Annotated in this window: 18 protein-coding genes; 13 read left to right on the top strand and 5 right to left on the bottom strand. The window is 40.0% G+C overall.

The window, feature by feature from the left end:
* The first annotated feature begins 88 nt into the window (after nt 1-88).
* Both ABIE66_RS18275 and sodA read left to right on the top strand, forming a co-directional pair.
* Nucleotides 89-574, top strand: coding sequence for a DUF456 domain-containing protein (locus ABIE66_RS18275; RefSeq protein WP_207440841.1), 486 nt, complete (start codon nt 89-91; stop codon nt 572-574).
* A 145-nt stretch (nt 575-719) separates the two neighbouring features.
* Complete coding sequence (gene sodA / locus ABIE66_RS18270) at nt 720-1,328, top strand: superoxide dismutase SodA (RefSeq protein ID WP_034308436.1); 609 nt, start codon at nt 720-722, stop codon at nt 1,326-1,328.
* Nucleotides 1,329-1,526: 198 nt separating this feature from the next.
* On the opposite strand, the gene ABIE66_RS18265 is transcribed toward sodA, so the two are convergent.
* The 3 genes from ABIE66_RS18265 to ABIE66_RS18255 all read right to left on the bottom strand — a co-directional run bounded on the left by ABIE66_RS18265 (nt 1,527) and on the right by ABIE66_RS18255 (nt 2,467).
* Nucleotides 1,527-1,793: a hypothetical protein gene (locus ABIE66_RS18265; protein ID WP_370015811.1), complete on the bottom strand. Its 267-nt coding sequence runs from the start codon at nt 1,791-1,793 to the stop codon at nt 1,527-1,529.
* A gap of 223 nt (nt 1,794-2,016) precedes the next feature.
* Nucleotides 2,017-2,181, bottom strand: a complete 165-nt coding sequence (locus ABIE66_RS18260; protein WP_370015810.1) for a hypothetical protein — start codon at nt 2,179-2,181, stop codon at nt 2,017-2,019.
* A 121-nt stretch (nt 2,182-2,302) separates the two neighbouring features.
* Nucleotides 2,303-2,467: a hypothetical protein gene (locus tag ABIE66_RS18255; protein WP_370015808.1), complete on the bottom strand. Its 165-nt coding sequence runs from the start codon at nt 2,465-2,467 to the stop codon at nt 2,303-2,305.
* Between the two features lie 519 nt (nt 2,468-2,986).
* Here ABIE66_RS18255 and ABIE66_RS18250 point away from each other — a divergent pair.
* From ABIE66_RS18250 to phoU, 7 genes are all read left to right on the top strand, one after another.
* Nucleotides 2,987-4,207 carry an MFS transporter gene (locus ABIE66_RS18250; RefSeq protein WP_370015807.1) on the top strand — a complete coding sequence of 407 codons (1,221 nt, stop codon included), beginning with the start codon at nt 2,987-2,989 and terminating at the stop codon, nt 4,205-4,207.
* Between the two features lie 188 nt (nt 4,208-4,395).
* Nucleotides 4,396-6,564: a peptidoglycan D,D-transpeptidase FtsI family protein gene (locus ABIE66_RS18245; protein WP_370015806.1), complete on the top strand. Its 2,169-nt coding sequence runs from the start codon at nt 4,396-4,398 to the stop codon at nt 6,562-6,564.
* 204 nt (nt 6,565-6,768) lie between these two features.
* A complete protein-coding gene (locus ABIE66_RS18240) occupies nt 6,769-7,731 on the top strand; it encodes a PstS family phosphate ABC transporter substrate-binding protein (protein ID WP_370015805.1) in 963 nt (320 codons plus the stop codon).
* A gap of 138 nt (nt 7,732-7,869) precedes the next feature.
* A complete protein-coding gene (gene pstC / locus ABIE66_RS18235; RefSeq protein ID WP_370017079.1) occupies nt 7,870-8,769 on the top strand; it encodes a phosphate ABC transporter permease subunit PstC in 900 nt (299 codons plus the stop codon).
* Nucleotides 8,770-8,772: 3 nt separating this feature from the next.
* Complete coding sequence (pstA, locus tag ABIE66_RS18230) at nt 8,773-9,651, top strand: phosphate ABC transporter permease PstA (protein ID WP_370015803.1); 879 nt, start codon at nt 8,773-8,775, stop codon at nt 9,649-9,651.
* A 22-nt stretch (nt 9,652-9,673) separates the two neighbouring features.
* Complete coding sequence (gene pstB, locus ABIE66_RS18225) at nt 9,674-10,495, top strand: phosphate ABC transporter ATP-binding protein PstB (protein WP_370017078.1); 822 nt, start codon at nt 9,674-9,676, stop codon at nt 10,493-10,495.
* Nucleotides 10,496-10,515: 20 nt separating this feature from the next.
* The gene (gene phoU / locus ABIE66_RS18220; protein ID WP_370015802.1) at nt 10,516-11,169 is read left to right on the top strand and encodes a phosphate signaling complex protein PhoU; all 654 of its coding nucleotides are present in this window, start codon (nt 10,516-10,518) and stop codon (nt 11,167-11,169) included.
* 76 nt (nt 11,170-11,245) lie between these two features.
* Here the strand turns inward: phoU and ABIE66_RS18215 are convergent, their stop codons facing one another.
* Nucleotides 11,246-11,707 carry a hypothetical protein gene (locus ABIE66_RS18215; protein WP_370015800.1) on the bottom strand — a complete coding sequence of 154 codons (462 nt, stop codon included), beginning with the start codon at nt 11,705-11,707 and terminating at the stop codon, nt 11,246-11,248.
* Nucleotides 11,700-12,080 carry a hypothetical protein gene (locus ABIE66_RS18210; protein WP_370015799.1) on the bottom strand — a complete coding sequence of 127 codons (381 nt, stop codon included), beginning with the start codon at nt 12,078-12,080 and terminating at the stop codon, nt 11,700-11,702. The genes ABIE66_RS18215 and ABIE66_RS18210 overlap by 8 nt, the downstream gene beginning before the upstream one ends.
* A 423-nt stretch (nt 12,081-12,503) precedes the next feature.
* Between ABIE66_RS18210 and ABIE66_RS18205 the strand changes: the two genes are divergently transcribed.
* The 4 genes from ABIE66_RS18205 to ABIE66_RS18190 all read left to right on the top strand — a co-directional run bounded on the left by ABIE66_RS18205 (nt 12,504) and on the right by ABIE66_RS18190 (nt 14,385).
* On the top strand, nt 12,504-13,109 hold the full coding sequence (locus ABIE66_RS18205; RefSeq protein ID WP_289325762.1) for a hypothetical protein: 606 nt from the start codon (nt 12,504-12,506) through the stop codon (nt 13,107-13,109).
* 118 nt (nt 13,110-13,227) lie between these two features.
* Nucleotides 13,228-13,377 carry a 50S ribosomal protein L33 gene (gene rpmG, locus ABIE66_RS18200; RefSeq protein ID WP_028391797.1) on the top strand — a complete coding sequence of 50 codons (150 nt, stop codon included), beginning with the start codon at nt 13,228-13,230 and terminating at the stop codon, nt 13,375-13,377.
* A gap of 170 nt (nt 13,378-13,547) precedes the next feature.
* Nucleotides 13,548-14,120: a 5-formyltetrahydrofolate cyclo-ligase gene (locus ABIE66_RS18195; protein ID WP_289325761.1), complete on the top strand. Its 573-nt coding sequence runs from the start codon at nt 13,548-13,550 to the stop codon at nt 14,118-14,120.
* Between the two features lie 76 nt (nt 14,121-14,196).
* Nucleotides 14,197-14,385 (top strand): hypothetical protein, encoded by a 189-nt coding sequence (locus ABIE66_RS18190; RefSeq protein WP_289325760.1) that lies wholly within the window; start codon nt 14,197-14,199, stop codon nt 14,383-14,385.
* Nucleotides 14,386-14,528: the final 143 nt, after the last annotated feature.

The following is a 14,528-nucleotide window of genomic DNA, read 5'->3' as shown; positions in this document are numbered from 1 at the left end:
GCTTCATTGGTTTCAACCATCAATAAAGAGGCAATTATGGAGAGATAAAGCCAATTTATAAATGAAATGAGAAAGGGCGTTTTTGGTTATGGATACACTATTTTGGATAATAATCATCCTCATGTTCATAATGGGCTTCGTCGGTCTGATTTTTCCGATCATCCCAAGTGTTTTATTCATATTCGGCGGAATATTGTTATATGGACTATTTTATTCGTTTGAACCATTTGGCTGGTTTTTCTGGACGGTACAAATTCTATTCGTCATCCTTTTATTCGCAGCCGATTATATCGCAAACATGGTTGGGGTCAAAAAATATGGCGGCACGAAAGCGGGGGTTTGGGGCAGTACGATTGGGCTTCTGGTCGGACCATTCGTGATTCCGTTCGTCGGAATTTTAATAGGTCCATTCATCGGGGCATTCCTGGCAGAAATCCTAGTCCATAAAAAAGACCCGGTCACTGCTTCTAAAATCGGCCTTGGTTCCGTCGTAGGTTTTATAAGTAGTGTAATCACAAAAGGCATCATTCAATTACTAATGATCGGATATTTTATATTCGTGGTATTCTCATAGGAAATAAAATCGAAAAATGAAAAATTGAGGCATAAGGTTTGAAACGGTTACAAAAATTTGATACTCTATTGCTAGCGAGCTTCAGGTATCTTTCGAGAACTGAAGCCCTCAAAAAAAAACAGCTTACATAGGGAGGAATTTTATTATGGCTTTTGAACTTCCACAATTACCGTATGCATACGATGCATTGGAACCACACATCGACAAAGAAACAATGAACATTCACCACACTAAACATCACAACACATATGTGACAAACCTGAACAATGCTCTAGAAGGCAACCAAGAACTTCTAAGCAAAAGCGTTGAAGAAATTGTCGCTAACCTTGACGCAGTACCTGAAGCTGTTCGTACAGCTGTACGCAACAATGGTGGCGGACATGCTAACCACACTTTATTCTGGGAAATCCTTTCACCTAACGGCGGCGGACAACCAACTGGTGAATTAGCGGATGCTATCACTTCAAAATTCGGAAGCTTTGACAGCTTTAAAGAAGAGTTCGCTAAAGCGGCTACAACTCGTTTTGGATCTGGCTGGGCTTGGCTTGCTGTCAACAATGGCGAGTTGGAAGTAACAAGCACACCGAACCAGGACAATCCTTTATCAGAAGGTAAAACTCCTCTTCTTGGATTGGACGTTTGGGAACATGCTTACTACCTAAACTATCAAAACCGTCGTCCTGAATACATCAATTCTTTCTGGAATGTTGTAAACTGGGATGAAGTTGCAAAACGTTACAGCGCTGCAAAATAATTTGTAATTAATTAAAAAGACAGGAACCCCCTTTCCAGGGAATCCTGTCTTTTTTTTGTTTCTTATAATGAGGGGACTACAACAGTATAAGGGCAACTACTTCTCTGTCTTCGCCATCCTGTTTCGCCAATCGAAGAGTTTTCTTTACACTGTTCTTGATCCCTAATTTCAAGAGAGAGGAAAACAGTATAAGTGCAACTACTTCTCTGTCTTCGCCAATCGAAGAGTTTTCTTTATACTGTTCTTGATCCCTGATTTCAAGAGAGAGGAAAACAGTATAAGGGCAACTACTTCTCTGTCTTCGCCATCCTGTCTCGCCAATCGAAGAGTTTTCTTTATACTGTTCTTAATCCCTGATTTCAAGAGATAGGAAAACAGTATAAGGGCAACTACTTCTCTGTCTTCGCCATCCTGTCTCGCCAATCGAAGAGTTTTCTTTACACTGTTCTTAATCCGTGATTTCAAGAGAGAGGAAAACAGTATAAGTGCAACTACTTCTCTGTCTTCGCCAATCGAAGAGTTTTCTTTATACTGTTCTTGATCCCTGATTTCAAGAGAGAAGAAAACAGTATAAGGGCAACTACTTCTCTGTCTTCGCCATCCTGTCTCGCCAATCGAAGAGTTTTCTTTACACTGTTCCCAATTCCAAGAGGAGAAAAAAACGGTAAGGAAAACAGTATAAGTGCAACTACTTCTCTGTCTTCGCCAATCGAAGAGTTTTCTTTATACTGTTCTTGATCCCTGATTTCAAGAGATAGGAAAACAGTATAAGTGCAACTACTTCTCTGTCTTCGCCATCCTGTCTCGCCAATCGAAGAGTTTTCTTTACACTGTTCTTGATCCGTGATTTCAAGAGAGAGGAAAACAGTATAAGGGCAACTACTTCTCTGTCTTCGCCAATCGAAGAGTTTTCTTTACACTGTTCCCAATTCCAAGAGGAGAAAAAAACGGTAAGGAAAACAGTATAAGTGCAACTACTTCTCTGTCTTCGCCAATCGAAGAGTTTTCTTTATACTGTTCTTGATCCCTGATTTCAAGAGATAGGAAAACAGTATAAGTGCAACTACTTCTCTGTCTTCGCCATCCTGTCTCGCCAATCGAAGAGTTTTCTTTACACTGTTCTTGATCCCTGATTTCAAGAGAGAGGAAAACAGTATAAGGGCAACTACTTCTCTGTCTTCGCCATCCTGTCTCGCCAAATGAAGAGTTTTCTTTACACTGTTCCCAATTCCAAGAGGAGAAAAAAACGGTAAGGAAAACAGTATAAGTGCAACTACTTCTCTGTCTTCGCCAATCGAAGAGTTTTCTTTACACTGTTCTTAATCCCTAATTTCAAGAGAGAGGAAAACAGTATAAGTGCAACTACTTCTCTGTCTTCGCCAATCGAAGAGTTTTCTTTATACTGTTCTTGATCCCTGATTTCAAGAGAGAGGAAAACAGTATAAGGGCAACTACTTCTCTGTCTTCGCCAATCGAAGAGTTTTCTTTATACTGTTCTTGATCCCTGATTTCAAGAGAGAGGAAAACAGTATAAGGGCAACTACTTCTCTGTCTTCGCCATCCTGTCTCGCCAATCGAAGAGTTTTCTTTACCTTTTTTTACATAAATTCTTTTGTTTTTTCAAACACTAGAGTGGAATTTAAAGGAGAGTTAAAACAATGGGTATTTTAGAGAGATGGTTGGGTGAAGCGGGAGGGAAGAAGGATCTGCATCTCCTTTTGTTTATTGGCGGTCTGTACAGCCTAAGTATTGCTTTATCCAATACATTCGTTAATGTGTACTTGTGGAAACAATCCGGTCAAATTATTGATATTGCCGTATATAATCTAACCGTGGTGCTTTTTCAACCACTAACTTTTATCTTTGCTGGCAGGCTGGCGAAAAAAGTGGATCGAATCATTGTTTTGCGTCTAGGCGTTATCTTTTTGGCCCTATTTTATTTATCTGTCCTTTTGGTCGGCACACATGCAACGGATTTCCTATGGCTGCTTGGTGCACTGTTAGGTATTGGTTATGGGTTTTATTGGCTTGCCTATAATGTATTGACTTTTGAAATCACTGAACCGGAAACAAGAGATTTCTTCAATGGTTTTTTAGGGATTTTATCATCCCTCGGGGGAATGGTTGGTCCGATTCTTTCAGGGTTCATCATTTCGAGGCTTGAAAAATTCACGGGATATTCCATTGTATTCGGATTGTCTTTGCTATTGTTTTCCGTTGCGGTGTTTCTTAGCTTTTCGTTAAAAAGGCGTCCGGCTCATGGGAAATACTTTTTCCTTCGGATATTGCAAGAACGTAAAAATAATCGAAATTGGCTCTTGATCACCCGTGCTCACTTTTTTCAAGGGATACGAGAAGGAACATTCATGTTCATCATATCGATTACAGTTTTCATTCAGACGGAGAGTGAACTGGCCTTAGGTAGCTATGGTCTGTTAAATTCAGCCATTTCATTCGTTGCGTATTTTTTTGCTTCGCGATATATAAAACAGCCGATGCGGAAAAAAGCGATTCTTATTGGGGGAATCCTGTTGTATGCAGGGGTCTTATTGATTGCATTTGATATCACTTTCGGAAAGCTTCTCATATATGGGGCGATTGTTGCTACCGCTTATCCAATTCTTTTGGTTCCTTATATTTCATTGACTTATGACATTATAGGCCGCGCTTGGAAAGCAGCGGAAATGAGGATTGAATATATCGTTGTCAGGGAACTGTTCGTTCATATTGGAAGGATTGTATCCATATCGGGATTCATTCTTTCCGTCATGTTTTTCGACCTAAAGCAAGTACTGCCAATTTATCTTTTAATCGTCGGGGCAGGGCATACCGTGATATATTGGTTTGTACGGAAAATCGATATCATTGACCAAGATTAGAGGCCTTAGTGGCCTCTTTTCAATATCCATGACTTACGGTTTTAGGAAATATGAGCCGTAAGTCACTTTTTATGTAAAGTTCGTTAGATGTTTAATATTTCTAGAACACTAAGGTAGAAAAAAATATAAATGTTCTATAGAATAGTATAGGACTATTATGACTATGTAAAAAGGATGTGTGGCTTAGTGTGAATAAAAAGAAAAAGAAAAAGACGCATGTGCCTTTCAGATTGAATATTCTTTTCTTTTTAGTGTTTGTTTTGTTTTCCGCTTTAATTTTACGCTTGGGTGTTGTACAGATTGTTTATGGTGATGATTACCGGCGTGAGATTGAAAGAACAGAGGAAGTGACCGTGAATAATTCGGTGCCCCGTGGGAAAATGTATGACCGGAATTTAAAATTGATGGTCGATAACCAACCACTGGATGCAATTACATATACACGAAAGCAAGGTACGAAACAAACAGAAATGGTGGAAACGGCTGAAAAACTCGCGAAGCTGATCGAAAAAGACACAAAAAAAGTGACTGAGCGCGATAAAAAGGATTTTTGGATTTTAAATAATCCAAAGTTGGCCGAGAAGAAGGTTACGGATAAAGAGAGGAAAAAGGTGGAAGAGGGAGAGCTGGAAGAAAGTGATTTGTATAAGCTTCAGCTTGATCGGATTACTTTAGATGAAATAGAGCTTTCGAAAGATGAGCTGGAAGTCCTTGCAATATATAGGGAATTTGCTAGCGGATATGCCCTTACCCCGCAAATTGTGAAAAACAAGAAAGTAACGAAAGAAGAATTCGCTAAGGTGAGTGAAAACCTTGATTCGCTCCCAGGGGTCGATATATCAACAGATTGGGATCGTTTTTATACGTATAATAAAACGCTTAAATCTGTATTAGGTAAAGTTTCTTCATCTGAAGAGGGTTTGCCTAGTGAAAGCCTGAACTACTACCTTGCACGTGATTACAGCCGGAATGACCGTGTAGGTAAGAGTTATATTGAGGCGCAATATGAGGATATCCTCCAAGGGCAGAAAGCGAAAGTAAGGAATGTGACCGATAAATCAGGAAATGTTGTCGATTCCGAAGTGATTACTGAAGGTTCGCGAGGAAAAGATCTTATATTGACAGTTGATATGGATTTACAGCTTGCAACAGAGGAAATCATTGAAAAGGAATTGATTGCCAAGAAAAAAATGGGCAACACTAAGTTCTTGGATAGAGCTTTTGTAGTTATGATGGATCCTAATACAGGGGAAATTTTAACGATGGCGGGTAAGAAATATGAGAAGGATTCAAAAACAGGGAAATCTTCCATAGAGGACTTTGCATTAGGGAATATTACGACTTCCTATACAATGGGCTCCTCAGTAAAAGGCGCAACTGTTTTGACCGGTTATCAGCAAGGAGCCATTCAGCCAGGTACATACTTTTATGATACGAAGCTGAAGATTAAGGGTACAAAGGAAAAAGGCTCATATAGTAACTTTGGGAACATTAATGATTTGACTGCGTTAAAAGTATCCTCGAACGTTTATATGTTCAGAACGGCAATTAATATTGCAGGTGCGCATTATGTGCCGAATGAACCTTTGAATATAAGTTCAAGTGCCTTTTCAACCATGCGTAATTCATTTGCCCAGTTTGGCTTGGGTGTCCGAACGGGGATCGACCTCCCGAATGAAATGAGTGGATTCAAAGGTTCGGAAACGTCACCAGGTAAACTGCTTGACCTCGCAATCGGACAGTACGATACGTACACACCGATGCAGCTTGTGCAGTATGTTTCATCCATTGCGAATGGTGGAAATCGTATGAAGCCGCATATGGTTAAGGAAATCCGCGATCCGGTAGATAATAATGAGGAATTGGGTCCTGTTGCGGAAGACGTTTCACCAACTGTCCTTAATCGTCTTGAGATGAAGGAAGAATGGATAGAACGTGTGCAGAGCGGTTTCGAGAAAGTTTCCATGGAACAAGGCGGAACAGCATATAAGTATTTTGGTAAGAAACCATATACGGTAGCGGCTAAAACCGGAACGGCGCAAGCTTTCTATGATGGTCCGAACCGAGCGGATTATAGCGAACCTCAAGATACGATGAATATCACGTTGGTCGGCTATGCCCCTGCTAAAAATCCGGAAGTTGCTTTTTCTGTTGTTGTCCCGTGGGCGTATCAGGGCCATTCGGGTCATGATATGAGTAAAAAAATTGGCGAAGAGATTATGGATACTTATTTCGAACTGAAGAAAGAACGGGCAAAGAAGGAAAATACTGAAACCTCGACTGATTTGAAAGTGGAGAATGGTAAAGACGTCCAAAAGGACCAGGCTGAAGTTAGAAAAAGCCAGGAAAATGAATAAAAGGTTAAAACACGTTTTTGGGTAAACCGAAAACGTGTTTTTTTGCATTTTAAGAACGAAATCAGTTCAGTTCTTTCATCTTTACAATAAGCACACAATAATTTACTGAATATTTACAAATGCTTTAAACGGAATTTACAGTCTGAAAGTATGATATGAGAGTAGTACAAAATATTCATATAAAATTCTTAGGGGGATTTACAAATGAGACGTTTCAAAGGTATGGCAATGACTGTAATGATGGGCGGAGTAATTGCAGTAGCGGCGGGTTGTGGATCCGATGACACTAAGACAAGCAGCGGTGAAGGAAAAGGATCTGGCCAACTGCAGGGAGAAGTGATTACGGATGGTTCTTCAACGGTCTTTCCGATCATGGAGGCAGTTGCAGAAGAATATATGGGTACACAGCCTGATGTGAAGGTTTCAGTGGGATCGTCAGGAACAGGTGGGGGATTCAAGAAATTCATCGCTGGTGATACGGACCTAGCCAATGCATCCCGTCCGGTCAAAGAAGAAGAAACTGCCTTACTTGAAGAAAAGGGAGTTAAATATACAGAATTGAAACTGGCATTTGACGGTATTTCAATCGTTGCCAATAAAGATAATGAATTCATCGATTCACTAACAGTTGAAGAACTTCAAAAACTGTGGGTGGATAATGGAAAGGTGAAGAAATGGTCTGATATACGTCCTGAATGGCCGAAGGAAGAAATTAAATTCTACTCTCCGGGAACAGATTCAGGCACATATGATTATTTCAATGAAGTGATCCTTGAAGAAAAACCGATGGTGGAAAATGCTACGCTTTCAGAAGATGATAACGTTCTTGTACAAGGTGTAGAAGGTGATAAAAATGCGATTGGATTCTTCGGTTATGCCTACTATTCAGAAAATAAAGATAAGTTAAAGATCATTTCCATCGACAACGGCAAAGGTGCCGTAGAGCCAACACATGAAACGATCAAAAGTGGCGAGTATGCCCCGTTATCACGTCCACTTTACACATATGTAGCTAATAAGTCTGTAGCTGAAAAAGAACAAGTGGCAGATTATACTCAATTCGTCATTGAAAATGCAGGAGAGCTTGCTGAAGAAGTGGGTTATATCAGCCTGCCGGAAGAAGAGTACCAGAAAGATCTTGATAAATTAAAAGAACTGGAAAAATAACCGATATTACAGGCTACTGAAATCCCGCCTTGACTCGATTAAGGCGGGGGTAACAGCTTGTAAATCCAAAAATTGCGTGTCTGAAATGGAGGATGCAAGTTGGAACTTAGAAAAACAGAAACCTATTCTGTACAGCAAATGATCCTGGAAAAGAAAAGAAAGAAAAAAATGAATATGGAAAAAGTCATACCTAAGCTTTTGTTCCTTACGGCGGCGATTTCCGTTTTCACTACAATCGGGATTATCCTGACGCTTATATTTGAAACGTTTATCTTTTTTGATAGAGTGTCCATCGTCGAGTTTTTTACAGAAGCTAAATGGCTGCCATTTGCATCTACACCTTCCTATGGGATTATGCCCCTTATCGTTGGAACGTTGAAGATAACAGTCATAGCAGCGGTGGTTGCAGTTCCAGTAGGGCTTGCAACAGCCATTTTCTTGAGTGAATATGCATCTGAGAAAACACGGAGAATCATCAAGCCGATTTTAGAAGTTTTAGCTGGGATTCCTACTATCGTTTACGGCTTCTTTGCCTTAACTTTTGTAACACCGGTTTTGCGCGATTTATTTCCTTTCCTTGACATGTTCAATGCTTTAAGTCCTGGGATCGTTGTAGGTATCATGATCATGCCGATGATAGCCTCTTTGTCGGAAGATGCCCTTGTATCAGTGCCGAAGTCGATTCGCGAAGGTGCGTATGCTTTAGGAGCTACGAAACTCGAAACGACAATCAAAGTGGTATTGCCAGCAGCCATTTCAGGAATTGTGGCATCCATCGTTCTTGCTTTATCCAGAGCGATCGGGGAAACCATGATTGTGAGTGTTGCCGGTGGCTCGACCCCAAATATGAGCATGGATGTGACTTCATCGATCCAAACGATGACTGCTTATATCGTACAGGTCAGTTCGGGGGATGCAGGTTACGGGACAACGATTTACTACAGCATATATGCGGTTGGAATGACACTGTTCGTCTTTACGCTTATCATGAATTTACTGGCGCAGTTCATCTCTCGCAAGTTCAGGGAGGAATATTAAGACATGAAACTGATAAACAAAAGTCATGTTGCAAAAAAGATGCCCGTTAGGCTGGCTGTTAATACGATTTGTAAAGGATTATTCTTCTTGGCAACATTGGTTGGCCTCGTAGTATTGGCCATCTTATTTTATCGGATATTCACTCAAGGAATTGGTAGTCTGAATGGGGATTTCCTTCAGAATTTCGCTTCCAGGAAACCAGAAGAGGCTGGTATAAAGGCAGCATTGATCGGTTCAATATGGTTGATGGTAGTCGTGGCTCCAGTTTCCCTGCTGCTTGGTGTCGGAACGGCCATTTATTTAGAGGAATATGCCAGGAAAAATTGGATCACCACTTTTATCAAAGTGAATATTTCCAATCTGGCAGGTGTCCCGTCAATAGTATTTGGACTGCTGGGCTTAACGGTTTTCGTTCGTGCTCTAGCATTGGACCGGTCCATATTGGCAGCAGGCTTGACCATGAGCCTACTCGTTCTTCCGGTCATCATAGTAGCTGCCCAAGAGGCCATACGTGCCGTACCGCGTGATTTAAGGGAAGCTTCCTTTGGAATGGGTGCAACAAAGTGGCAGACGATATTGAAAGTGGTCCTGCCGGCTGCGGTACCTGGTATTTTAACTGGGGGAATACTGGCTTTGTCACGGGCAATCGGTGAAACGGCGCCACTTGTGGTGGTTGGCATACCGATGTTCATCGCCTTTTTACCACAAACGGTCATGGATACATTTACAGTTCTGCCAATGCAAATCTATAATTGGACATCTCGTCCGCAGGAGGAATTCCAGCAGGTTGCTGCCGCGGGAATCATCGTTTTACTCATCCTGTTAATTTTCATGAATTCAATAGCGGTTTTAATTCGAAATAAATTCCAGAAAAGATACTAATAGGAGGAAGGAAAGCATGAATATGACCTTAATGAGAGAAAATGAGTCACCGGCTATCGGGTTCGAAAATGTCGAGTCCGTTCCCTTTTCGGAAAAGGTATATGAAACGTCCAATCTCAATTTATGGTATGGAGAAAACCATGCTTTGAAAAATATTAATTTGGATATGCATCAAAATGAGGTGACAGCCATCATAGGACCTTCAGGATGTGGGAAATCCACCTACATCAAAACATTGAACCGAATGATCGAACTAGTCCCGAATGTTAAAACGACAGGCCAGATTAAATATAGGAACAGGAATATCCTCGATCAGTCCTACAAGGTTGAAGATTTAAGGACACAGGTGGGAATGGTCTTCCAAAAGCCTAATCCCTTTCCTAAATCAATTTATGAAAATGTTGTATACGGACCGAAGATCCATGGAATAAAAAATAAAAAAATTCTTGATGAGATAGTTGAAAAGAGTTTAAAAGGGGCAGCCATTTGGGATGAAGTGAAAGACCGTCTGCATGAAAATGCATATGGACTTTCAGGTGGACAGCAACAGCGTCTTTGTATCGCCAGATGTTTGGCAATCGAACCAGATGTCATATTAATGGATGAACCGACATCTGCCCTTGATCCGATTTCCACTTTGAAAATAGAAGAATTGGTCCAAGAACTTAAAAAGGATTTCAGCATCATCATCGTTACCCATAACATGCAGCAGGCAGCACGTATCTCTGATAGAACAGCCTTCTTCTTAAATGGGGAAGTCATCGAATATTCTGATACCAACACCATCTTCTCTAATCCGAATGATAAAAGGACAGAAGATTACATTACCGGACGCTTCGGTTAAAGAGAAAGGGAGATGCGATAATGGTCGTTCGTGAAAATTTCGAGCTTCAGTTGAAAGAGTTACAGGAGAAAATAGTGAGGTTGGCTAATTTAGCTTCAGTGGCAATATCAAAATCATATGCCGCACTGGAAAACAATAATGTTGATGATGCTCTTGAAGTTATTGATGATGATACAATAGCTGATTTACTGGAAGAGGAAATTAATGACTTTGCGATTTTACTGATTGCGAAGCAGCAGCCGGTTGCAATTGATTTGCGGCGTATCATTGCTGCCATAAAAATTGCCTCGGATATTGAAAGGATGGCGGACTTTGGCGTCAATATCGCTAAATCAGCCATCCGAATCGGTGACCAGCCATTTATTCTGCCTTTAACACCTTTAAGGCAGATGCATGATATTACATTAAAGATGATTGAACTTTCGATAGAAGCATTTGAGAAGGAAGATGTTGTCCTTTCAAGAGAAATCATTGAAATGGATGATGAGGTCGATCGCTTTTATGGAGAGATGATTCGAAGTCTCCTTCGACTTTCAGATGAAAAAAACCTACAGCAGGTCACACAGCTTTCCTTAATTGCCCGATATTTAGAAAGAACGGCAGATCATACAACGAATATCGCAGAGAATATTTACTTCCTGGTAAGAGGGAGATATATCAGCAGGAATGAATGAATGAATTCATTCTTATTTGAAAAAAAGAGAGGCTTTTTTTTCGGACAAAGTCCAATTAAAAAGTCTCTCTTATTCATTAATGGGTCAAAGTGTTGGCCAATTGTCTATATGTCATATTATTCGTAACGACAAACTCGCCGATTTGAACTTTTTTTGAGAAATCATGTTCATTTATATAAGCTTCAAATCCAGCAGCATCATCGATGATTTTTTCCTTGGAGAGCCTATCGGCAATTTCAGTTGTGGTCATATTCGTTTTCATTTTAATCGTATAGGAGACGATGGATTGAACTTTTTTTGATGCTTCATTCTCCAATAAATCTTTATCTGCATCCTTTGGTTGGACGGTCTTTTTTGTTTCCTCCATAGGAAGGGAAACGACGAATCCCTGCTTCACGAGCAATTCCTTAGCTTCCTCTGCAGTCGGAGTGGTACCTTCGATTAATCCGGTGCCATAATTAAAACCGGCAAAGATTGTTGTTGTAAAGATGATACCGGCGGAAGACCTTGCAGTCTTGCTTTGTTCATCTTCATTCACCCTGCAATCTTTGTTGCTCGATCACTGAAATGGTTTGTTCCTTCGTTAACGAGGATTGGCTAGCGATCTGGTCCAAAGAAAGACCTTGACTATATAAGGATAGAACCTGACTTTTTAGAATTTCATGAATAGGTTCAACTTCATTGGAAGTGACAAGTGATTTAGTCTTAACGGGAGGAACAGGGTCATCCTGGATAACGAATTCCTCTTCAAGAATCTTCACCTTCTTCTTTAATTGGTAGATATCCTGCATATACGTAATGGTCATCTGTTCTAAATCTTCTTCTAATTTGGCAACCTTATCTTTACTGAAAAAGGAAATGATAAGAAGGACAATCGCTAATGAAAAAAGAAGGATGATAAGTGTTTCCATGATTTCACCTCAGAAGCTGAATTTCGACATATACTTATATTTTACACATATTTTATAAAAAATTGGAGATTTTCATATTTTTATATCTTCGGAAGTGGCAGTTACCTTCAATTATTGTCTGTTTTATTTCAAATTATTGTCGAAATGCCTCATGACTATCGTTGAAGAAAAAAATTCAGGCACTAAAAAGGGGAAAAAAACCCTTTAGATATAACATACATAAAATTCGACAAAATGTGTTTATTGTCCATCAGCCAATTCAGTGCTAACATAAAGATAGAATAAATCGAAAAACGAAATATTTTGAATAGTTAAAATAATGAACCTATAAGGAAATGGTGTGCAGATTCTAAAGTGGATAGTTTCACTGTCAGCGCCTAACGATAAGTTATATAAGGATAAAGAAGGGGAAGGGATGATTATATGAATTCGATCGCGTATATGCCGCAGGATAACCAGGATATGTATCGTAAGGGGTTAAAGGCTGGGTTATGGATGGATGAGAGTTTTGATTGGTATCCTGAGGAAGATATGATGAGTCATCCTAATGGGGAGATCCGGACACTTTCTCAAACTTATACCCAAGGGCAGGTGACCTTTTCGAAGTTCACAATTAGGAATACCTCATTTGAAACTAAGCGCCCAAAAGTGTTTTTTCACTATGAAAACGCTTTCGAAAGACAGGCGGTGGCTTTTTATAGCCCGAATGAACGGGCGATTTTACATGTAGCCCCTCAATCGATAGCCTTATTGGGTGGATTGGTGAAAGGGAAAAGCATCTCTCAATATTGCATCCAAGGTAAGGGAAGCCTTTATCAAGAGGGATGCTTCAAATCATTGAAAGAAGGGCTCCTTGCTTATTCACCGCTCGCCAAAGGGGAGGTAACCAGCGTTTTCACACTGGAGACTGAAATCTTACCGAAGGAATGTGTGGAAGCTGTGGCTTGGGTCATTCATGCTGAAACGAAAGAAGAAGCGAAAATCATGAATAATCAGCTCCTCCTGACGATGCAAAACGTAACCAATTAAAAATTAAAAAAAGTTAATGTTGGATTTCCCAAAAAACATACTAGCAATTCACATTGAATAATGCTATTATAGAAAAGTCCTATGTGAAAAAGTCAATATGTTTGGAGGGAAATACACAATGCGCGTAAATATTACATTAGCTTGCACTGAATGTGGAGACCGTAACTATATTTCTAAAAAAAATAAACGTAACAATCCAGACCGTCTTGAGCTTAAAAAATACTGCTCAAGAGAAAAACGCAGCACGACTCACCGTGAAACAAAGTAAGCAACAGGATTTTTCCTGTTGTTTTTTTTTGCATTTTTTTAATGTCTTCTCCCTATCTTTCCTTTAGTGAATATTTTCAGAATGCACTCGGCAATTTCCCATTTCGTATTTTCGTAAATGAACAAATATTATGAGATAATAATAGAATTAGACTAAAGGAGTCGGAAATGATGAGAGAAAACAAAAATAAGCTCCGCCAAGAAGTTAGGTCCCGTTTAATGGAGCTAACCAAAGAGGAACATAAAGAACTTTCGAACAGCATCGCTGAAAACTTATTTTCACTGGAGGAATGGAAAAAAGCTAAAACCATTGGGATCACCATCTCCATTCCGCCTGAAGTTCCAACAGTACGGATCATCGAACAAGCATGGAGTGAAGGAAAAGAAGTGGCAGTACCGAAATGTGATCCTGAAAAAAAGACAATGGAATTCAAAAAGATTTCGTCCTTCAATCAGCTGGAGTCTGTTTATTATGGATTGCTTGAACCAGTGGAAGAAACAGCCAAGGCCCGTAAAGAGGAATTGGATGTAATGATCGTCCCCGGTCTTGCTTTTACCAAAGAAGGGTATCGCCTGGGCTTTGGGGGCGGCTATTATGACCGTTTCCTCTCTCATTACCGAGGAGCTACATTGGCCCTTACATACGAGCTTCAATTAATGGATGATCTCCCGATAGAGGTTCATGATATAGCTGTCAGCAAACTCATCACCCCATCCAGGGTTTTACGCACGTACGCCCACTAGAAGAAGTTTATTAATTATCACTTTTTTGCTCATAAAAATCCTGTCCTGTATCACACTAATGATAGGAGGGATCGTTATGCTTCGATTAATTATTCAAATCTTCTTGGTTGGTTTAGTGGTTTATGCAGGTTATCAAAATCGGTACCGCTTGATAAATGTTGTGCTGTCTAGCGGTATACTAAGAAGATTTCTAGTGACTAAATCCTTGAATATGCCAATGTTCAGGGATAAAATGATGCAAAGCATGTTCAGTCAGACCAAATGATGATGCCGGCATCTTAAAAGGAACCTGATCAGGGGTTCCTTTTTTATTTATAACCCATAGGGAGAGAGGGGTTAAAACAGTCTCCTTTTTTACTTTTTTCATGATTTCGTCTATAGTTTTAATTATAGAAACAGGAATTTTAG

Origin of the sequence: Peribacillus sp. B2I2 (assembly GCF_041261685.1) — a bacterium.
Taxonomy (GTDB): domain Bacteria; phylum Bacillota; class Bacilli; order Bacillales; family DSM-1321; genus Peribacillus.
This window is presented reverse-complemented; position numbering and strand designations above follow the sequence as displayed.